Source organism: Micromonospora sp. CPM1 (genome assembly GCF_023896895.1).
GTDB lineage: Bacteria > Actinomycetota > Actinomycetes > Mycobacteriales > Micromonosporaceae > Micromonospora > Micromonospora tulbaghiae.
Map to the genome: position 1 here is coordinate 1 of NZ_JAMHIU010000044.1, position 20,437 is coordinate 20,437.

The window sequence follows — 20,437 nt, forward strand, 5'->3', positions numbered from 1 at the left end:
CGGAGGGGAAACGCCCGGTCACATTCCGAACCCGGAAGCTAAGCCCTCCAGCGCCGATGGTACTGCACTCGGGAGGGTGTGGGAGAGTAGGACACCGCCGGACAATCTTTCAATTCAGGGCCACCCCCGCACGGGGTGGCCCTGAATTGCGTCCTCCCCCGGAAAACACCACCAGACCGGCCGCAAAGCCGGCCCCGGACGCGCGTGAGCGATGGCCGGCCCACCATTTCCCCGAAGTGGCGGCAACGAAGTACCCCGGGCCCAGCCACTTCGCCGAGCTGGCGGGTCGGCCCGCCACTTCCCCGAGGTGGCCGTACCGAGGTGCTGCGGATCCAGCCACTTCCCCGAACTGGCGAACCGGCCCACCACTAGGGCCGCCGACACGGCGACGTGCGGGGGACGGGGCAAGGCGTGTGTGGGCACCTCGCCGTATCGGCGTGGACGAGGCAGCGCCGAGGTCGCGGGTCAGCGGCTCTGGACGGACTCGCGGATGTCGCGGAACAGCGCTGCCGCGTCGTCGACCCGGCGGCCCGGGAACATGCCCATCACCACGCTGCCGTGGTCGGCCCATCCGCACACCGCGAAGTCGCCGCCGTCGCCGCTGGTCGTACCGCACTTCATCACGCCACCCAGCCGGCCCGCGTCCACCTCGCGCAGCCCGGCGACCCGGCCGGTCTCGTCGGCCATCAGGCCGAACAGGGTGTCCAGGTCGCGTTCGGGCTGCCAGAGCAGCGTGGTACCGCCGAACAGCAGCACCGAACGCTTGGCGTCCCCGCGGTCGGAGTAGACGGCGCCGAAGCCGCGGTCCAGCTCGATGTCGGCGGCCAGCCCGTCGCGCAGGTAGTCGGCGGTGCTGCGGGCCCGCTCGCTGTCGTCCCGGACCAGCCCGGCCACCTCGGCCGGCTGGTCGAGCGTGGTGTCCTTCTGCTGGAGCACCCGCCAGCCGCCCAGCCCGAGCGCACCGGCGCCGGCCAGGCCCGCCGCGAGCAGCGCGGCCAGGACGATCTTCCGGCGCCGCGAGACGGGACGGCGTTCGGGCTCCTGCGCGGGATCGCGGCGGCTCAGCTCGATCGGCTCTTCGGTCAGCTCGACCGGATCGGAACCCCCGTCGACCGGGCGCTCGGTGAGATGCGCGTCGGACATGACCGCCACCGTACGCGAATCACAGGTGGTGCACGTCGGGTCCCCGAAAGCGCTCCGTAGACTTTCAGGGTGACCGAGAGACTGGATGCCCGACGCCCCGACGCCCCGACCCTCGCCGGCCAGTACCAGCCCGGCGAGGTAGAGCAGCGACGGTACGAGCAGTGGGTAGCCGGCGGGCACTTCCGGGCGTCGGCGGACAGCGAGAAGCCGCCGTTCACCATCGTCATCCCGCCGCCCAACGTCACCGGCTCGCTGCACATGGGCCACGCCTTCGAGCACACCCTCATGGACGCGCTCACCCGGCGCAAGAAGATGCAGGGGTACGAGGCGCTCTGGCTGCCAGGCATGGACCACGCCGGCATCGCCACCCAGAACCTGGTCGAGCGGCAGCTCGCCGGTGAGGGGCTGTCCCGCCACGACCTCGGGCGGGAGAAGTTCGTCGAGCGGGTGTGGCAGTGGAAGGCCGAGTCCGGCGGCGCGATCCTCGGCCAGATGCGCCGCCTCGGCGACGCGGTCGACTGGGACCGCGAGCGGTTCACCATGGACGAGGGCCTGTCCCGGGCCGTGCAGACCATGTTCAAGAAGCTCTTCGACGACGGGCTCATCTACCGGGCCAACCGGATCATCAACTGGTGCCCGCGCTGCCTCACCGCGCTGTCCGACATCGAGGTGGAGCACACCGACGACGAGGGTGAGCTGGTCTCGATCCGCTACGGCGACGAGGTCGTGGTGGCGACCACCCGCGCGGAGACCATGCTCGGCGACACCGCGGTGGCGGTGCACCCGGACGACGAGCGCTACCGGCACCTGATCGGCACCGAGGTGGAGCTGCCGCTCACCGACCGGCGGATCCCGATCGTCGCCGACGAGCACGTCGACCCGAGTTTCGGCACCGGCATGGTCAAGGTGACCCCGGCGCACGACCCGAACGACTTCGAGATCGGCCAGCGGCACGACCTGCCCTCGCTGACGATCATGGACGAGCGCGGCGTCATCACCGCGCCCGGCCCGTTCGAGGGCCTGGACCGGTACGAGGCCCGCCCGGCGATCGTCGCGGCGCTGCGTGAGCAGGGCCGGATCGTGGCCGAGAAGCGGCCGTACCTGCACGCCGTGGGGCACTGCTCGCGGTGCAAGACGACGGTCGAGCCGCGGCTGTCGTTGCAGTGGTTCGTCAACACCGCGCCGCTGGCCAAGGCCGCCGGTGACGCGGTGCGCGACGGCCGGGTGAAGATCGAGCCGGCCGAGCTGGCCAAGCGCTACTTCGCCTGGGTCGACAACATGCACGACTGGTGCATCTCCCGCCAGCTCTGGTGGGGTCACCGCATCCCCGTCTGGTACGGCCCGGACGGCGAGATCGTCTGCGTCGGCCCGGACGAGAAGCCGCCGACCGGCGAGGGCTGGCGGCAGGACGAGGACGTGCTGGACACCTGGTTCTCCAGCGGCCTGTGGCCGTTCTCCACGCTCGGCTGGCCGGAGCAGACCCCGGACCTGGCGAAGTTCTACCCGACCAGCGTGCTGGTCACCGGCTACGACATCCTGTTCTTCTGGGTCGCCCGGATGATGATGTTCGGCCTGTACGCGATGGACGGCGTGCAGCCGTTCGACGTGGTGGCGCTGCACGGCATGGTCCGCGACGAGCACGGCAAGAAGATGTCGAAGTCGTTCGGCAACGTGGTGGACCCGCTGGACTGGATCGACCGCTTCGGCGCCGACGCCACCCGGTTCACGCTGGCCCGGGGCGCCAACCCCGGCCAGGACGTGCCGGTCAGCGAGGAGTGGTGCCAGGGCTCCCGCAACTTCTGCAACAAGCTCTGGAACGCCACCCGGTTCGCGTTGCTCAACGGCGCGCACACCGACGGCCCGCTGCCGGACGCCGGTGACCTCTCCACCGTCGACAGGTGGATCCTGTCCCGGCTGGCGCACGTCACCGCCGAGGTCGACGAGCAGTTCGAGGCGTACGAGTTCGCGAAGGTCTGCGACCTGCTCTACCACTTCGCGTGGGACGACGTCTGCGACTGGTACGTGGAGCTGAGCAAGCCGGTGCTGGCCGAGGGTGGCTCCGCCGCCGACGCCACCCGCCGGGTGCTCGGGCACGTGCTGGACCAGCTCCTGCGGCTGCTGCACCCGGTCATCCCGTTCGTCACCGACGAGCTGTGGGCCGCGCTCAGCGGCGGCGAGACCGTGCTGACGGCGTCCTGGCCGGTCGCCGACCGTACCCTGATCGACGACGCCGCGGAGGGCGAGGTCGGCACCCTGCAGCGGGTGGTGACCGAGGTCCGGCGGTTCCGCTCGGACCAGGGGCTGCGGCCGACCCAGCGGGTCGCCGCCCGGCTCGACGGCCTGGCCGGCGCGGGCATCGCGGCGCACGAACCGCTGGTCCGCTCGCTGGCCCGGCTGGACGCGCCCGGCGACGACTTCCAGGCGAGCGCCACGCTGGCGATGCCCGGCGCGGTGAGCGTCGCGCTCGACACGCGCGGCTCGATCGACGTGGCCGCCGAGCGCGCCCGGCTCACCAAGGACCGGGCGGCGGCCGAGAAGGAGGCCACCCAGGCGCGGGCGAAGCTGGACAATCCGGCGTTCGTCGGCAAGGCGCCCGAGCCGGTGGTGGCGAAGATCCGCGAGCGGCTGGCGGTGGCCGAGGCGGACCTGGTCCGGATCGACGCCGCCCTGGAGGCGCTGCCCTCGTGAGCGCGAGGAGTGAGCCGGGGTTGCGAGCCCCGCAGTCGCGAACGAAAGATGGCTCCCCGTGAGCGCGAGGAGCGAGCCGGGGTTGCGAGCCCCGCAGTCGCGAACGAAAGATGGCTCCGCGTGAGCGCGAGGAGTGAGCCGGGGTTGCGAGCCCCGCAGTCGCGAACGAAAGATGGCTCCGCATGAGTGACCGCACCGACCGCACCGCGTTCGCCGAGGTGGAGGCCGCGCTCAACGCGCGCGGCTTCACCCGGATGCACTTCGAGCTGGAGAAGATCGAGACCCTGCTCGACCTGCTGGGCAGCCCGCAGCGCGCGTACCCGTCGATCCACCTGACCGGCACCAACGGCAAGACCTCGACGGCCCGGATGATCGACTCGCTGCTGCGGGCGTTCGGGCTGCACACCGGCCGCTACACCAGCCCGCACCTGGAGACCGTGCGGGAGCGGATCAGCCTGGACGGCGAGCCGGTGAGCGAGGACCGGTTCGTGTCCACGTACCGCGAGATCGCGCCGCTGGCCGAACTCGTCGACCAGCGGTTCGCGGAGCCGCTGACGTACTTCGACATGACCACGGCGCTGGCGTTCGCCACGTTCGCCGACGCCCCGGTGGACGTGGCGGTGGTGGAGGTCGGGCTCGGCGGCGCGGAGGACGCGACGAACGTGATCCAGGCCGGCGTCGCCGTGATCACCCCGATCGGGCTGGACCACACCGAGTGGCTCGGCGACACGATCGAGGACATCGCGCTGCACAAGGCGGGCATCATCCACCCCGGCGCCACGGTGATCGCGGCGGCGCAGGAGGAGGAGGCGGCCCGCCCGATCCTGGAACGCTGCGCCGAGGTCAACGCCACCGTCGCGCGCGAGGGCGCCGAGTTCGGCGTGCTGCGCCGCGCGGTCGCGGTCGGCGGCCAGGTGCTGAGCATCCAGGGCCTGGGCGGGGTGTACGAGGAGATCTTCATCCCGCTGCACGGCGCGCACCAGGCGCAGAACGCTGCGGTGGCGCTGGCCGCCGTGGAGGCGTTCCTCGGCGCCGGGGCCCGGCGGCAGCTCGACATCGAGGCGGTCCGCGAGGGCTTCGCCGCGACGAGTTCGCCGGGCCGGCTGGAGCGGGTGCGTAGCGCCCCGACGGTGCTGCTCGACGGCGCGCACAACCCGCACGGGATGGCCGCCACCGTCGCCGCCGTGCAGGAGGAGTTCGCGTTCAGCAAGCTCGTCGGCGTGCTGGCGGTGCTCGGCGACAAGGACGCGGCGAGCCTGCTCGAACTGCTCGAACCGGTACTCGACTCGATCGTGGTCGCGGAGAACAGCTCGGCCCGGGCGATGCCGGTGGACGAGCTGGCCGAGCTGGCGCGGGAGATCCTCGGGCCGGAGCGGGTGCAGGTGGCCCGGGAGATGCCCGACGCCATCGAGGCGGCGGTGGCGGAGGCCGAGTCGGACGTGCCGGGTGAGCTGTCCGGGGTGGGCGTGCTGGTCACCGGATCGGTGGTGACAGTGGCCGACGCCCGCCGGCTGCTCAAGCGATGACCGGCCCGCAGCGCCCGACCGGCCCGGGGCAGCCGGCCGGCCCGGAGCCGCGCCCGGACGCCGGGCCGCAGGCGACCGGTCCGGAGCAGCCCGACGGCGTCCGCCGGTCCGGGCTGCGGAACCCGGACAAGGCGGTACGCGGGCTCGGCGCCGGCACCATGTCGCTGGAGGCGCTGGTGCTGCTGCTGGCCATCCAGCCGATCCGGGTGGTCGGCGGTGACCTGAGCGGCGCGGCGATCGGCGTGATCGTGGCGCTGGCGGTCGCCTGTGTGGTGCTCGCCGGCATGATGCGCCGCCCCTGGGCGTGGCACGCCGGCACCGTGATCCAGGGTGTGCTGCTGCTCTCCGGGCTGCTGCACTGGTCGCTGTTCGCGCTCGGGGTGATGTTCGCGCTGGTGTGGGCGTACGCGCTGCACGTGCGGCGGGTCATCCTCGGCTGAGGACGGCCCGCCGCGTACGGCTCAGGCGTCGGCGAGCGTGCGCCACTGCGTCAGCGCGACGCCGTGGCCGTCGGGGTCGCGGAAGGCAGCCGCCCACACCTCCAGCTTGGTGCCCCGGTTGACCACGCGCGGGGCGTACGTGAACCGGACGCCGGAGTCGCGCAGCCGCTCGTACGCCCCCTGGATGTCGTCCACCTCCAGGTTGACGTGCACCAGGCGGCGGCTGATCGGGGCGGCACCGGTCACCCGGCGCAGCACCAGCCGGGTCGGGCCGGAGGAGAGCACGGCGTTGCCCTCGCCCCGGTCCAGCTCGTCGAAGCCGAGTTCGCGGTAGAAGTCGAGGGACCGGTCCAGGTCGGCGACGAGCAGCGTGATGCCGACGCCGCTGATCGGGCTGGCCAGCTCGTCCGGTTCGGCCGTGCCGGCCGGGCCGAAGATCGCCTCGTCCAGCTCCTCGGCGGTCGGCGGCGCGTCGGAGCGCCGCGGCGCGTCCGCGGGGTCGTCCAGCGGCAGGTCGATCGGGTCGGGCCCGGTGTCGGCCGGCGCGGTGCCGGTCGGTCGGGTGTCGGTCGGTCGGGTGTCGGTCGGTCGGGTGTCGGCCGGCCCGCTGTCGACGAGCACGGTCTCGACCGGCACCGTGTCGGGCGGCTCCTCGGCCGGCGTACGGGGTGCCGGGGCGCGGCGGGGGAGCGGGCCGGGGCCGGCCGTGCGGTCGGCCCGTTCGACGAGCTGCCCCTCCAGCACCACCGGGCCGCCGGGGCTCTGGTGCAGCACCACCGGCTCGCGGTCCTCGGCCCGGGGTGGCACGTCGTCCAGGTACGGGTCCGGCGCGGGCGGGTAGTCGTCGCGGAAGTCGTCCTCCGGCGCGCGCCCGGCCCACGGCGGCGCCTCCTGCGCGATCAGCGGCTCGTCCAGCGGGTCCGGCTCGGCGGCGTACTCGGGCGGCAGGTCGGCGACCGCGGCGGCGCTCTCCGCGTGCGTGGGCACCTCGTCCCAGAGCACGCGGACGTGCCGCTGGTCGTCGAGCGCCACCCGGACCGGCAGCGCCTGGCCCAGCGAGGGCCACTTGGCGACCGGCACCCGAGGCTCGATGATCTTCTTGGAGCGGGGCGGCAGGCCGGGCGCGTCGATGACCAGTTGCAGCTCGCACCGGCCGAACGCGTACTGGGTGGGTGGTTCGGAGGCGCTGTGCACGTGCCCCAGGCCGATCACCCAGGTGCGACCGCCCCCGCGTACCGTGGCCAGGGCGATCGCCAGCACCAGCAACGCGACCCCGAGCGCCACGATGGCCCAGCTGGTCATGCCGAGCCCGAACACGGTCACGAAGGTGGCGACGGTGCCCAGCACCGCCCCGATCAGTTTGCGTACCGGCGCGATCGTGCGGTTCCCGCCATTCGCCACAGTGGACCTCCCAGGGGTTCCAGGGCCAGGCTAGGCCGCCGCGGCGGGCCAGGGAAGACGCAGCCGCCGCGCCGGCGCCGGGACCGGGTCGCTACGCTGACCGTACCCAGCCGAACCCCGTTTGAGTGCGCAGGAGGAAACCAGCGTGTCCAGCAGCAGCCCGGACGAGCGGACGCTCGTACTGATCAAGCCCGACGCGGTGCGCCGCGGTCTGGTGGGCGAGATCCTGTCCCGTTTCGAGCGCAAGGGCCTGCGGATCGACGCGATGGTGAGCCGGACCATGGACGGCGGCTTCGCCGACCAGCACTACGCCGAGCACGTCGACAAGCCGTTCTACCCGCCGCTGAAGACGTTCATGACCAGCGGCCCGCTGGTGGCGCTCGTGCTCTCCGGCGACCATGTGATCGAGGTGGTGCGCGCGATGATCGGCAGCACCGACGGCCGCAAGGCCGCCGCCGGCACCATCCGCGGTGACCTGTCGCTGTCGAACCGGGAGAACCTGGTGCACGCCTCCGACTCGGCGGACAGCGCCAAGCGCGAGATCGCGCTCTGGTTCCCCGAGCTGGCCTGACGACACGCCGACGGCCCCGGCCCGCTCCTGGCGGGACCGGGGCCGTCGTGCGTCAGCCGTCAGACCGACGCCGGCGGCTGCGTCTGGCAGGTCACCGCGACCCGGTTCCACACGTTGATGGTGGCGATCGCCATCACCAGGTCCGCCAGCTCCTTCTCCGACCACACCTTCGCCGCGGCGTCCCAGACGTCGTCCGGCACGCCGTGCTCGCCGAGCCGGGTCACCGCGTCGGTGAGGGCCAGCGCGGCCCGCTCCCGCTCGTCGAAGAACGGGGCCTCGCGCCACGCCGCGACCGCGAACAGCCGGCGGCTGTCCTCACCGGCCGCCAGCGCCTCGCGGCTGTGCATGTCCACGCAGAACGCGCAGCCGTTGCGCATCGACGCCCGCAGCTTCACCAGCTCCAGCACGGTGTGGTCCACGTTCGCCCGGACGTACTTCTCCAGGCCCAGCACGGCCTGGTACGCCTCGGGTGCCACCGCCGCCATGTCCATCCGGCTCATCGCCGCCTCCTTGAGGTTCGGGTACGCGGACAGGACGGGGCACGGCGGGTGCGGTGTGACGGCACGGCGGTGTGACGGTGGTCATGACGTGCTCCGCGCCGGCCTGACCCCCTCCCGAAACCGCGTCGATCATGAGGTTGGCGGCGAAATCCGAGATCGACATCGCCGTCAACCTCATGATCGACGGGCCTGGGGTGGGGCAGGTGGGGGACGGGTGGGCTGGGCCGGGGTGGGCCGGGGTGGCGGGATACTCGGCGGCGCGGTGGGTGGGGGGTCGAGTACGCTTGAACGCACAGGCGACGACCCGGCCATCACCGGTGAGCCTCCGGAAGAACAGCCGGGTCACCGGCCCAGTAGAACCGGACGGGACGGCCCGTCACAGCCGGCCAACGAGCGGGCGGTCGCACCTCGGCCGCCAAGCGGGGTGGTACCGCGGGCCACACCCGGGACGCCGGTAACGGCGCACCGGATTCGGCTCGTCCTCGCAGACCACAGACGAGTGAGCTGCTGAGGGAGAGCGACAGGCGATGGCCTATCCGTTGCACGACCCGACCGGCGCCGGTGTCCCGGCGAGCCCGGACCTGCCCGCGGTCGAGCGCCGGGTGCTGGAGCACTGGACGGCCGACAAGACCTTCGAGGCGTCAGTCGAGGCCCGCGACGCCGGCCGGAACGGCGAGAACGAGTACGTCTTCTACGACGGCCCGCCGTTCGCCAACGGCCTGCCGCACTACGGCCACCTGTTCACCGGCTACGTCAAGGACGTGGTGCCGCGCTACCAGACCATGCGCGGCAAGCACGTCGAGCGCCGGTTCGGCTGGGACTGCCACGGCCTGCCCGCCGAGGTGGTGGCCGAGAAGCAGCTCGGCATCACCACCAAGGCGGAGATCCTCGACCTCGGCGTGGCCCGGTTCAACGACGCCTGCCGCACCTCCGTGCTGGAGTTCACCCACGACTGGGAGCGGTACGTCACCCGGCAGGCCCGCTGGGTCGACTTCGCCAACGACTACAAGACGCTCGACCTGGACTACATGGAAAGCGTCATGTGGGCCTTCAAGACCCTGCACGACAAGGGCCTGGTCTACGAGGGCTTCCGGGTGCTCGCGTACTGCTGGCGGTGCGAGACGCCGCTGTCGAACACCGAGACCCGGATGGACGACGTCTACCGGGACCGGCACGACCCGACGCTCACCGTCTGGTTCGAGCTGACCGCCGACGAGAACGCGCCGGAGCCGCTGCGCGGGCCGGTCAAGGTGGGCGTCTGGACCACCACGCCGTGGACGCTGCCGTCGAACCTGGCGCTCGCCGTCGGCCCCGACATCGAGTACGCCGTGCTGGAACGCGACGGCGAGCGCTACGTCGTCGGCGCCGCGCGCCTCGGCGCGTACGCCAAGGAACTGGAGGGTTACGAGCAGGTCGGCACCGTGTACGGCCGCGACCTGGTCGGACGCCGCTACACGCCGCTCTACGACTTCCTGGTCGAGCCGGCCGGCCCGAACGCCTACCAGGTGCTCGGCGCGGACTTCGTCACCACCGAGGACGGCACCGGGATCGTCCACCTGGCCCCCGCCTTCGGTGAGGACGACCAGAACACCTGCAACGCCGCCGGCATCCCCACCGTCGTGACCGTGGACGACCACACCCGGTTCACCGCGCTGGTGCCGCCGTACCAGGGCGAGCAGGTCTTCGACGTGAACAAGCCGGTGATCCGGGAGCTGAAGGAGCGGGGGGTGGTGCTGCGGCAGGACACCTACACCCACTCGTACCCGCACTGCTGGCGCTGCGACACCCCGCTGGTCTACAAGGCGGTGTCGTCGTGGTTCGTCGCGGTGACGAAGTTCAAGGACCGCATGGTCGAGCTGAACCAGCAGATCAACTGGACGCCCGGGCACATCAAGGACGGCTCGTTCGGCAAGTGGCTGGCGAACGCCCGGGACTGGTCGATCAGCCGGAACCGGTTCTGGGGCTCGCCGATCCCGGTGTGGCGCTCGGACGACCCGAACCACCCGCGCGTGGACGTGTACGGCTCGCTCGCCGACATCGAGCGTGACTTCGGCGTACGCCTGACCGACCTGCACCGGCCGGCGGTGGACGACCTGGTCCGCCCCAACCCGGACGACCCGACGGGCAAGTCGATGATGCGCCGGGTGCCGGAGGTGCTGGACTGCTGGTTCGAGTCCGGCTCGATGCCGTTCGCCCAGGTGCACTACCCGTTCGAGAACCGCGAGTGGTTCGAGCACCACTACCCGGGTGACTTCATCGTCGAGTACATCGGGCAGACCCGCGGCTGGTTCTACACCATGCACGTGCTGGCCACCGCGCTGTTCGACCGGCCGGCGTTCCGCAACTGCCTGAGCCACGGCATCCTGCTCGGCTCGGACGGGCGCAAGATGTCCAAGAGCCTGCGCAACTACCCGGACGTCTACCACGTGTTCGACTCCTACGGGTCGGACGCGATGCGGTGGATGCTGATGTCCTCGCCGGTGCTGCGCGGCGGCGACATGGCGGTCACCGAGTCGGGCATCCGGGACGCGGTGCGCCAGGTGCTGCTGCCGCTGTGGAACGTCTGGTACTTCTTCTCGCTGTACGCCAACGCCGACGGCCACACCGCGCGTCGCCGTACCGACTCGGCGAACGTGCTCGACCGGTACGTGCTGGCGAAGACGAACGAACTGGTGGCGACCGTCGGCGCGCAGATGGACGCGTACGACATCTCCGGTGCGTGCGCGACGGTGCGGTCCTACCTGGACGCGCTGACCAACTGGTACGTGCGCCGGTCCCGGGACCGCTTCTGGGCCGGCGACGCGGACGCGTTCGACACGCTGTGGACCGTGCTGGAGACGCTGTGCCGGGTGGTGGCGCCGCTGGCGCCGCTGACCGCCGAGGAGATCTGGCGCGGGCTGACCGGCGAGCGGTCGGTGCACCTGACCGACTGGCCGTCCGCGGAGGAGTTCCCGGCCGACCACGAGCTGGTCTCCGCGATGGACAACGTCCGGGCGGTCGCGTCGGCGGCGCTGTCGCTGCGCAAGGCCAAGGGCCTGCGGGTACGGCTGCCGCTGGCGAAGCTGACAGTGGCCTCGCCCGTCGCCGACCAGCTGCGGCCCTTCGCCGACCTGGTCGCCGACGAGGTGAACGTCAAGGAGGTCGTGCTCACCGGCGAGGTGTCCGCGTACTGCCAGCAGGTCCTCACCGTGGTGCCGCGGGCGCTCGGCCCGCGCGTCGGCAAGGCCGTCCAGCAGGTGATCAAGGCGGTCAAGGCGGGGGAGTGGGAGCTGCGCGACGGCGCCCCGGTCGCCGCCGGGGTCACGCTCGCCGAGGGCGAGTACGAGCTGCGCCTGGTCGCCGCCGACGCCGAGCACTCCGCGCCGCTGCCCGGCGGTGAGGGAGTGGTCGTGCTGGACACCGAGGTCACGCCGGAACTCGCCGCCGAAGGGCTGGCCCGGGACGTGGTCCGGGTCGTGCAGCAGGCCCGCCGCGACGCCGACCTCGACGTCTCCGACCGGATCACGGTGGCCGTCTCCGCGTCCGAGGAGGTACGCGCGGCGGTCGCCGCGTACACCGGGTTCGTGGCCCGGGAGGTGCTGGCCGACAGCATCGACTTCGCCGAAGGGCTCGACGGCTTCACCGGCGAGGCCGGCGAGGGCGAGCGCGTGACCGTGACGGTCCGCAAGGTGTGAGCGGACCGGGCCCTCCTGCACCCCCTCGGGTGGAGGAGGGCCCGGCCCCAGCGAGTGGACTGCGAGCCACCCGCTCGGTGGCGGACGGCCGCGTCGGCTACCGTGACAGCGCCTGTTTCACGTACGACCGCCGGAGGACCCGTGCCCCTGCTCTACACCATCGGCAAGCTCACCGTGGCGCCCACGCTCCGGTTGGCCTTCCGTCCGCACGTGGAGGGTTTGGAGCACATCCCGGCGACCGGCGGTGCGATCTTCGCCAGCAACCACCTCTCCGTCGCCGACGAACTGCTCCTCGGCACCGTGGTGCCGCGGCACCTGGCGTTCTGGGCCAAGTCGGAGTACTTCAAGGGCACCGGGCTCAAGGGCGGCTTCTCCAAGTTCGTGCTCACCGGCCTGGGCGCGATCCCGGTCGAGCGGGCCGGCGGCCGGGCCGCGCTCACCGCGTTCGACGCGGCGATCCCGGTGCTCAAGGCCGGTGACCTGGTCGCCGTCTACCCGGAGGGCACCCGCTCCCCGGACGGGCGGCTCTACCGCGGGCGTACCGGCACCGTCCGGCTGGCGATCGCCGCCGGCGTGCCGATCATCCCGGTCGGCGTGACCGGCACCGACAAGGCCCAGCCGATCGGCACGCGGATCCCGCGGCCGGGCCGCGCCAAGATCACAATCAAGTTCGGCAAGCCGCTGGACTTCACCGGCCGTCCCGACGACCGCACCTCGCTGCGCGTCATGACCGACGAGATGATGGCCGAGATCCAGAAGCTCAGCGGCCAGGAGTACGTCCCGCGCTACGCCCCGAAGCGCGCCGACCAGGCGGCCACCGGCGACCAGACCGGCGGCGAGCCGACCGCCTGAGCGGTCAGGACTTCGGCACCACCACGCGCTGACGCAGGTCGTTCAGCAGCCGCCCGCTGTCGTCCACCGACAGCCGGGTGAATACGCCGGTGGTGAGGCTGCCGTGGTCGGCCGACACGCAGACCACCACCGAGTCGCCGTCCGCCCGACCGACGGCGCATCGCTCGTGGCGACCCCGTACGCCGGTGTCCACCACCACCGACTCCTGCAGGGCGTAGTCCCCGGCGAGGCGCTCGATCTCCGACTTGGCGTCCGACTCCGGGCTGAACCGCAGGCCGGTGCTGCCGAACAACGTCACCCGCTTGCCGTCACTCGTGCTGTAGATGCCGGCGAACGTGTCCTCGGCGAGCAGGTTCGTCTCGCGTACCCGGGATTTCAGCTCCTCGGCGGCGGCCCTGCTGCTGTCGTCCTGGCGCAGCCGCATCGAGTCGATCTGGTCCGGGAGGGTGGCGCTGGCCGGGTACTGGCTGGAGATCGGCTGGAACCACCAGAGCGGGAGGCCGCAGCAGCAGGCCACGGAGAGCAGCAGCACCCAGGGCCAGCGGCGCCGGCGGCGGGTCCGCTTGGGCGGCTGCTGCCAGCCCGGCGGCGCGGCAGGCGGCCCGGCCTTGCCCCGGCGCTGCTTCGGCGGCCGGCCCGGCTTCGCCGGCGGCGCGACGGGCGCCGGCGGCGGCAGCGGACGGGCGGCCGGCGGGCCGGGGTGGTGCGGCGGTGAGACCGGCCGGGCCGGTCCGGGGTACGGCGGGCTGTGCGGCGGCGGCGAGACCGGCCGGGCCGCGGGCGGCGCGGGATGAGCCGGTGGCACCGGTTGCGGGGCCGGGTGGGCCGGGTGGGGGTTGTCCGGCACGGCCCAGGGCGCGGTGTACGGCAGCGTCGGCGTCGGCGGCGGCAGTTCCGGGGCGTGCAGCTCCCAGCCGGTGGTGTCCACCCCCGCCCACGGGTCGACCGGCGTCGCGTGTTCCGGTGACGCGAGCGGCGGCACCGGGGTGGGCTCGGCGGACTCGCCCCAGGCGGGGCGGCGCGGCGGTGGTGGCGGGACGGCTGCGGAACCGCTCCACCGGGGAGCGGGCGCCTCGACCCGGGTCGGGTCGGGTGTGCTCTCCACGCGGGTGGGATCCGGGGTGTTCTCGACCCGGGTGGGATCGGGGGTGGCCGTGGCCTGGTGCGGCTGCGGCACGAGGTCGATGCGGGTCGGATCCGGCCGTCGCCCGGTCCGCGGCGTGGGGACGGGCGTGGTGCGGCCGGGAACCGCCGCCGAACCCCGGGCCCGGGTGACCGGTACGGGCGGGGTGGCTTCGGTGCCGGCCGGCGTCCCGGCGTCGGCGGTCGGCGCCTCGGTGTCGGCGGCCGCCGCTCCGGTGTTGCTGGCGGCGTCCGCGGCGTCGGTCGTCGGTGCGGCCTGGCTTGGCGATTCGGCGTCGCCGGCCGCTGCCCCCGCCGACTCGGCAGGCTCCGCCGGTTCGCCCTGGTCGGCCGGTGCGGCCTGTCCTGCCGGGTCGGCCGGTGCGGGCGTCGGCTGCGCGTCGGAGGTCGAGGCAGCCGGGCTCTGCATGGCCGGGGCGTCGGGCGGCAGGTCCTGCACCTCGCCGTCGGATGACCGGTCACCCGGCTCGGTGCGGTGCGGCTGCTCGTCGGGCGCGGCGGCGGACGGCCGGCGGTGGGGCGTACCGTCGTGCGGTCTGCCGTCGGCGGCGTCGGACGGCTGGTCGGCCGACACCCCGTCGGAGGTCCGGTCGTCGGTGGCCTCCGGCGTGCCGGACGGGGACGCCGGAGCCGAGGCGCCGGTGGCGTCCTCGGTGTCGACGGCGGTCGCCGGCTCGGTGACGGACGGCATCTCGGCCCCGTCGGCCGGCCGGTCCGCCCCCGGCTGCGGCTGCGGCATCGCGGCTATCTCCTCTCGCGCCCGTTGCGAGGTTAGTACCGCCCCGCCACCCGGGACGAATCCCGCCCCGCTCCCCGCCCTCACTCCGGTGATCAAGGAGTTCGTGTCCGGTGGGAGCACGGGGGAGTCCGCAAACTCCTTGATCAACGCGGCGGACACGGGCGCGGGCGCGGGACAGGGCGGGGGCACCGCGTACGCTTGGGCATTATGAGTGCCCCGTCCACGACCCCGCGTCCCGCCGCCGCCAACTCGGTCTGGCCCCGGCTGGAGCCGTTGCTGCCGCAGGTGACCAAGCCCATCCAGTACGTGGGTGGAGAGCTGGGAGCCGTGGTCAAGGACTGGGACGCCGCGACCGTCCGGTGGGCGCTGATGTATCCGGACGCCTACGAGGTTGGCCTGCCCAACCAGGGCGTGCAGATCCTGTACGAGGTGCTCAACGAGCTGCCCGACGTGCTGGCCGAGCGGACGTACGCGGTCTGGCCCGACCTGGAGAAGCTGATGCGCGCCCACGGCGTGCCGCAGTTCACCGTCGACGCCCACCGCCCGGTGCGCGACTTCGACGTGTTCGGCGTCTCGTTCTCCACCGAGCTGGGCTACACCAACCTGCTCACCGCGATCGACCTGGCCGGCATCCCGCTGCTCGCCGCCGACCGCACCGACGCCGACCCGGTGATCGTGGCCGGCGGGCACGCCGCGTTCAACCCGGAGCCGATCGCCGACTTCGTCGACGCCGCGGTGCTCGGCGACGGCGAGGAGGCGGTGCTGGAGATCACCGCCATCGTCCGGGAGTGGAAGGCGGAGGGCTCCCCGGGCGGCCGGGACGAGCTGCTGCTGCGGCTGGCCCGGACCGAGAGCGTCTACGTGCCGCGCTTCTACGACGTCGACTACCTGCCCGACGGCCGGATCCAGCGGGTCGTGCCGAACCGCCCGGACGTGCCGTTCCGCGTGCACAAGCGCACGACGATGGACCTGGACGCCTGGCCGTACCCGAAGAAGCCCCTGGTCCCGCTCGCCGAGACGGTGCACGAGCGGTACGCGGTGGAGATCTTCCGGGGCTGCACCCGTGGCTGCCGCTTCTGCCAGGCCGGCATGATCACCCGCCCGGTGCGGGAGCGTTCGATCACCACCGTCGGCCAGATGGTGCAGCAGGGGCTGGAGTTCTCCGGCTTCCACGAGGTGGGCCTGCTGTCGCTGTCGTCGGCCGACCACTCCGAGATCGGCGACATGTGCTCCGGCCTGGCCGAGCAGTACGCGGGCACCAACGTCTCGCTGTCGCTGCCGTCGACCCGCGTGGACGCGTTCAACATCGACCTGGCCCAGGAGCTGTCCCGCAACGGGCGCCGGACCGGTCTGACCTTCGCCCCCGAGGGCGGGTCGGAGCGGATCCGCAAGGTGATCAACAAGATGGTGTCGAAGGAAGACCTCATCCGTACGGTGGTCACCGCGTACTCCAACGGCTGGCGGCAGGTGAAGCTCTACTTCATGTGCGGCCTGCCCACCGAGACCGACGAGGACGTCCTGGAGATCGCCGACATGGCGCACGAGGTGATCCGGGCCGGCCGCGCCGCCACCGGATCCAAGGACATCCGCTGCACGGTCTCCATCGGCGGGTTCGTGCCCAAGCCGCACACCCCGTTCCAGTGGGCCTCGATGGAGCGGCCGGAGGTCATCGACGGCCGGCTCAAGCTGCTCAAGCAGGCGATCAACAGCGACCGCTCGCTGGGCCGGGCGATCGGCTTCCGCTACCACGACGGCGAGCCGTCGCTGATCGAGGGCCTGCTGTCCCGGGGCGACCGCCGGGTCGGCGCGGTGATCCGCAAGGTCTGGGAGAACGGCGGCCGGTTCGACGGCTGGAGCGAACACTTCTCGTACCAGCGGTGGGTGGACGCCGCCGCCGAGGTGCTGCCGGCGTACGGGGTGGACCTCGACTGGTACACCACCCGCGAGCGCGAGGAATTGGAGGTCCTGCCCTGGGACCACCTCGACTCCGGTCTCGACAAGGACTGGCTCTGGCAGGACTGGCAGGACTCCCTGTCGGAGTACGAGCAGGACGACTGCCGGTGGACGCCCTGCTTCGACTGCGGCGTCTGCCCGTCCATGGACACCGAGATCCAGATCGGCCCGACCGGCCGCAAGCTGCTGCCGCTCACCCCGGTCAACGGCCTGAAGCTGCCCGCCGCCGCGCAGGGCTGAGGCCACCGGCACGCACCGGAGCGCGGGAACCCGACCGGGTTCCCGCGCTCCGTCGTCTTTCCCGGTGACCGTCGCGATACGTGGGGCGGGGGTGCCCCGACTGGTCCTTCCTCGATACGCTGCGTCCGTAGTGGACCGGCCGGGGCCGGCAGCGGGGAGGACAGTCAGGATGGGCATCAATCCGCCGGACACCGGCGATCTGCACGTCAGCGTCGAGGATCTGGACGCCGCAGCGGAGTACGTCGAGCGTCTCAAGCAGTACGTCGACGACACCATCGGCTGGGAGATGGAACGCATCAAGGAGCGGATGAAGGGCGACAGCGGCAACGCGCAGACGGTGCCCAACGGCACCCCGTTCGGCGCGTACGAGGACGCCCGGATGCAGTGGCAGGCGCTGACCACGTCCACGGCCAGCATGGAGGCCCACCTCAAGGCCATCTCCATGAAGCTGGCCGGCCTGAAGCAGGGCACACAGGACATCGCCAAGGCGTTCCGCGACGCCGAGGCCCGCAACGCGGCCAACGGCAAGGACATCGAGCGGCTGCTGGAGTCCGCGGCCCCGCCGCCGGACGCCGGGCAGCAGCCCACCTACCCGTACACGGCCTGAGGGGGAGACGGTCATGGCAGGAGGCACCTGGGAGCGTTGCGTCCGTGAGGTGACGCTCTCGGCGGACCCGGAAACCGTCGGATCGGTCGGTGCGGGCTGGAAGAACCTCTCCACCGCGCTCGGCCACCTGCGCGACTCGCTCGTCGGTCGCTCGTTCGTCGGCCCGATCGCGGCCGGGCAGGAGCGCCCGCACACCGGCGGCCTGCCCGGGATGCTCGCCGGCTGGAAGGGCAGCGGCGGCGACGCGTACCGCGAGCACCTCGGCGACATCGGCAAGGAGATCGAGGAACTCATCACGCACGCCAGCAACGTCAGTGGCGCGCTGACGCGGATCGAGGGGGACATCCGTACAGCGGTGGCGAGCATCCCGATCCCGCTGATGGACAACTTCGGCTGGAACGAGTGGAGCCTGCCCGGCGGCACCGAGCTGGACGACGCCCGCGACGGCGAGAGCCAGTCCGGCTTCCTGGCCGCCCTGCGCGGTGACTACCAGGCCAACCAGGCGCTCTACGCCGACGGCGCGTTCCGCGACAAGGCCGACGACCTCGAAGCCACCATGAAGATCGACGGCAACGCCAGCGACCAGAAGCGGGGCGGCTGGTGGGACACCAAGTCGCACCTGGACAACTGGTACCGCGACAACCAGCAGGCGGCCAACAAGGCGATGTCGCCGTTGCCGGCCGCGGTCGAGGCCGAGCGCCCCAAGCTGGTCGTACCCCGCCCCACCGACAGTGAGCTGGGTGACGGCTACCGCGGCGACCCGCGGGTTCCCCCGTCGGGTGTGCCCGGCGGCGGCCTGCCGGGTGGCGGCGCGCCCGGCGGCGGCATGCCCGGCGGTGGAATGCCCGGCGGCGGCCCGATGCCGTCCCTGGGCAGCACCGGCATCCCCGGTGGCGGCACGCCCGGTGGCAGTTCGTTCACGCCGCCGGGCACCGGCGTGCCCGGCGGCGGCATCCCCGGCGGCGGCTCCTACACCCCGCCGGGCACCGGCGGGATCCCCGAGCTCGGCGGCGCGCCCGGCTCGGGCAGCCCGGAGTACGGCAGCGGTCTGGCCGGCGCGGGCGGGCCCGGCACGATCACCGCGGGTGGACCGGGCACGCTCGGTCTGGGCGGCGGCGGCGCCGGCGCGGGCGGACTGAGCGCCGGTGGCGGCGGCTTCGGCGGCGGTGGCGCCGGCCTGGGCTCGGCCGGCGGGATCGGCGGTGGCGGGATCGGCGCGGCCGGCGGCATGGCCATGGGCGGCCTGCCCGGCATGGTCGGCGGCGGTAACGGCAAGGTTCCGCCACTGACCAGCGCGGCCAGCGCGCTGAAGGCCGCGTCCGCGGCGGGACCGGGCGGTGCGGGCGGCATGCGCGGCGGGATGGCCGGCGCCGGGATGATGGGCGGCGGAATGATGGGTGGTCACGGCGGCGCCGGGCACGGCGGCGGCGCTGCGGAGCACTCGTCATGGTTGACTGAGGACGACGATCCGTGGGGCACCGGTGACGGTGCGTCCCCGGGCATCCTGCGATGAGGACGGACGGATGAAGGTGCACGTCGGCGCGCTCCGGCCGGTGGCGGCCGGTCTGCTTGCCGGACTGATGCTGCTGGGGGCCGCCCAGCCGGCGGTCGCCGCTCCGCGCCGCGCCGAGCAGTGGTACCTGGACGAGCTGCGGATCGACCGGGCGCATCAGATCTCCACCGGGCGGGGCGTCGTCGTCGGCGTACTGGACACCGGCGTCGACGCCGGGCACCCCGACATGCGGGGCCAGGTCCTGGCCGGTGGGAGCACCCGCGACTCCGGCGACGGCCGGCGCGACCCGGACGGCCACGGCACCCACATGGCCGGGATCATCGCGGCCAACGGCACCGGGGTGGTCGGCATCGCGCCCGACGCCCGGATCCTGCCCGTCCGGAAGCCCGTCGGCGCGGCGGCCACCAAGGACGACTCCGCGACCGGCATCCGGATGGCCGTCGACGGCGGGGCGAAGGTGCTCAACCTGTCGTACGGCGGCGCCGGGGCCGTGGACGAGAGCGAGGCGGCCGCGATCCGGTACGCGCTGGAGCGCGACGTGGTCGTGGTCGCCGCCGCCGGCAACGTCCGCTCGGCCGGCCCGGACGTCGTCTCACCCGCCAAGATCCCCGGCGTGATCGCGGTGACCGGCACGGTCCGGGGCGGGGGCTTCTGGTCCGGCTCGGCCCAGGGGCCGGAAGCGGTGATCGCCGCGCCCGGCGACGAGGTCTACAACATCGGCCCGGACCGGGGCTACGGCTGGGGCGACGGCACCTCCGACGCCGCCGCCGTCGTCTCCGGCGTCGCGGCGCTGATCCGGTCGAAGTACCCGAAGCTCTCCGCGTCCGACGTGATCAACCGGATCATCCGTACCGCCCGGGACGCCGGCCCGCCCGGCCGTGACCCGCGGTTCGGCTTCGGCCGGATCGACCCGGTGGCGGCACTCACCGCCGACGTGCCGTCGGTGTCGGCGAACCCGCTGCTCGGGGCCGCCGCGCCGAGCGCGTCCGCGCCGCCGGCCGCCGCCGAGGACGACAACTTCGACGTGACCAAGTACGGCGACCGCGGCGGCCCCTCCGACCAGCAGGTGATGGTCATCGGCATCGGCATCGCGGTGGCGCTCGTGGTGCTGCTGGCGCTCGTGGTGTTCCTGATCTGGAACCGCCGCCGTCACCGGCGCGAACTGGCCCGGGCCGGCTCGATCCCGGACGAGGCGCTGGATCGGATGGACGGCAACGGGCAGGGCCCGCCGGTCCCGGCCGGATATCCCGCCGCTCCGCCTTCCGGCTACGGCCCTCCCGGCAGCCACCCGTCACCCGGCGCCTACGCCCACCCGGGCACCTACGCCCAGCCGGGCGGACACTCCCAGCCCGGCGCAGGCACCGGCCCCACCCCGGGCGCCGCCTACCCCCAGCCCGGCGCAGGCGGCTACCCCCAGCCCGGCGCGGGCGCCTACCCACCCCCACCC

General features: G+C 73.1%; 14 protein-coding genes and 1 rRNA gene. 11 read left to right on the forward strand and 4 right to left on the reverse strand.

Features of this window, described 5'->3' with window-relative positions; genetic code table 11:
* Window positions 1–103 (forward strand): 5S ribosomal RNA (gene rrf, locus M8C11_RS29310); the annotation flags it as partial.
* 362 nt (window positions 104–465) lie between these two features.
* On the opposite strand, the gene M8C11_RS29315 is transcribed toward rrf, so the two are convergent.
* Complete coding sequence (locus tag M8C11_RS29315; RefSeq protein ID WP_121686400.1) at window positions 466–1,143, reverse strand: hypothetical protein; 678 nt, start codon at window positions 1,141–1,143, stop codon at window positions 466–468.
* A gap of 69 nt (window positions 1,144–1,212) precedes the next feature.
* Here M8C11_RS29315 and M8C11_RS29320 point away from each other — a divergent pair, with 69 nt between their 5' ends.
* The 3 genes from M8C11_RS29320 (at window position 1,213) to M8C11_RS29330 (ending at window position 5,797) form a co-directional block, all read left to right on the forward strand.
* Window positions 1,213–3,831, forward strand: coding sequence for a valine--tRNA ligase (locus M8C11_RS29320; protein ID WP_252454633.1), 2,619 nt, complete (start codon window positions 1,213–1,215; stop codon window positions 3,829–3,831).
* Between the two features lie 182 nt (window positions 3,832–4,013).
* A complete protein-coding gene (locus M8C11_RS29325; protein WP_252454635.1) occupies window positions 4,014–5,357 on the forward strand; it encodes a folylpolyglutamate synthase/dihydrofolate synthase family protein in 1,344 nt (447 codons plus the stop codon).
* A complete protein-coding gene (locus M8C11_RS29330) occupies window positions 5,354–5,797 on the forward strand; it encodes a DUF4233 domain-containing protein (protein WP_252454637.1) in 444 nt (147 codons plus the stop codon). The genes M8C11_RS29325 and M8C11_RS29330 overlap by 4 nt, the downstream gene beginning before the upstream one ends.
* A 21-nt stretch (window positions 5,798–5,818) precedes the next feature.
* Here the strand turns inward: M8C11_RS29330 and M8C11_RS29335 are convergent, their stop codons facing one another.
* Complete coding sequence (locus M8C11_RS29335) at window positions 5,819–7,198, reverse strand: VOC family protein (RefSeq protein ID WP_252454639.1); 1,380 nt, start codon at window positions 7,196–7,198, stop codon at window positions 5,819–5,821.
* Window positions 7,199–7,343: 145 nt separating this feature from the next.
* Between M8C11_RS29335 and ndk the strand changes: the two genes are divergently transcribed.
* The gene (gene ndk, locus M8C11_RS29340; RefSeq protein WP_252454641.1) at window positions 7,344–7,769 is read left to right on the forward strand and encodes a nucleoside-diphosphate kinase; all 426 of its coding nucleotides are present in this window, start codon (window positions 7,344–7,346) and stop codon (window positions 7,767–7,769) included.
* 59 nt (window positions 7,770–7,828) lie between these two features.
* On the opposite strand, the gene M8C11_RS29345 is transcribed toward ndk, so the two are convergent.
* Complete coding sequence (locus M8C11_RS29345; RefSeq protein WP_120573616.1) at window positions 7,829–8,269, reverse strand: carboxymuconolactone decarboxylase family protein; 441 nt, start codon at window positions 8,267–8,269, stop codon at window positions 7,829–7,831.
* A 527-nt stretch (window positions 8,270–8,796) separates the two neighbouring features.
* Between M8C11_RS29345 and ileS the strand changes: the two genes are divergently transcribed.
* Both ileS and M8C11_RS29355 read left to right on the forward strand, forming a co-directional pair.
* Window positions 8,797–11,943 (forward strand): isoleucine--tRNA ligase, encoded by a 3,147-nt coding sequence (ileS, locus tag M8C11_RS29350; RefSeq protein WP_252454643.1) that lies wholly within the window; start codon window positions 8,797–8,799, stop codon window positions 11,941–11,943.
* A 141-nt stretch (window positions 11,944–12,084) separates the two neighbouring features.
* Window positions 12,085–12,795, forward strand: coding sequence for a 1-acyl-sn-glycerol-3-phosphate acyltransferase (locus M8C11_RS29355; protein ID WP_252454645.1), 711 nt, complete (start codon window positions 12,085–12,087; stop codon window positions 12,793–12,795).
* 4 nt (window positions 12,796–12,799) lie between these two features.
* On the opposite strand, the gene M8C11_RS30445 is transcribed toward M8C11_RS29355, so the two are convergent.
* Window positions 12,800–14,677 carry a hypothetical protein gene (locus tag M8C11_RS30445; protein WP_305884582.1) on the reverse strand — a complete coding sequence of 626 codons (1,878 nt, stop codon included), beginning with the start codon at window positions 14,675–14,677 and terminating at the stop codon, window positions 12,800–12,802.
* Between the two features lie 207 nt (window positions 14,678–14,884).
* Here M8C11_RS30445 and M8C11_RS29365 point away from each other — a divergent pair, with 207 nt between their 5' ends.
* From M8C11_RS29365 to mycP, 4 genes are all read left to right on the forward strand, one after another.
* Window positions 14,885–16,870, forward strand: coding sequence for a TIGR03960 family B12-binding radical SAM protein (locus M8C11_RS29365; RefSeq protein ID WP_120568476.1), 1,986 nt, complete (start codon window positions 14,885–14,887; stop codon window positions 16,868–16,870).
* Between the two features lie 169 nt (window positions 16,871–17,039).
* A complete protein-coding gene (locus tag M8C11_RS29370; protein ID WP_091421868.1) occupies window positions 17,040–17,477 on the forward strand; it encodes a hypothetical protein in 438 nt (145 codons plus the stop codon).
* A 13-nt stretch (window positions 17,478–17,490) separates the two neighbouring features.
* Window positions 17,491–18,990 (forward strand): hypothetical protein, encoded by a 1,500-nt coding sequence (locus tag M8C11_RS30450; protein WP_305884583.1) that lies wholly within the window; start codon window positions 17,491–17,493, stop codon window positions 18,988–18,990.
* Between the two features lie 10 nt (window positions 18,991–19,000).
* Window positions 19,001–20,437 (forward strand): type VII secretion-associated serine protease mycosin (mycP, locus tag M8C11_RS29380; protein ID WP_252454646.1); only part of this gene is annotated, 1,437 nt, incomplete at its 3' end.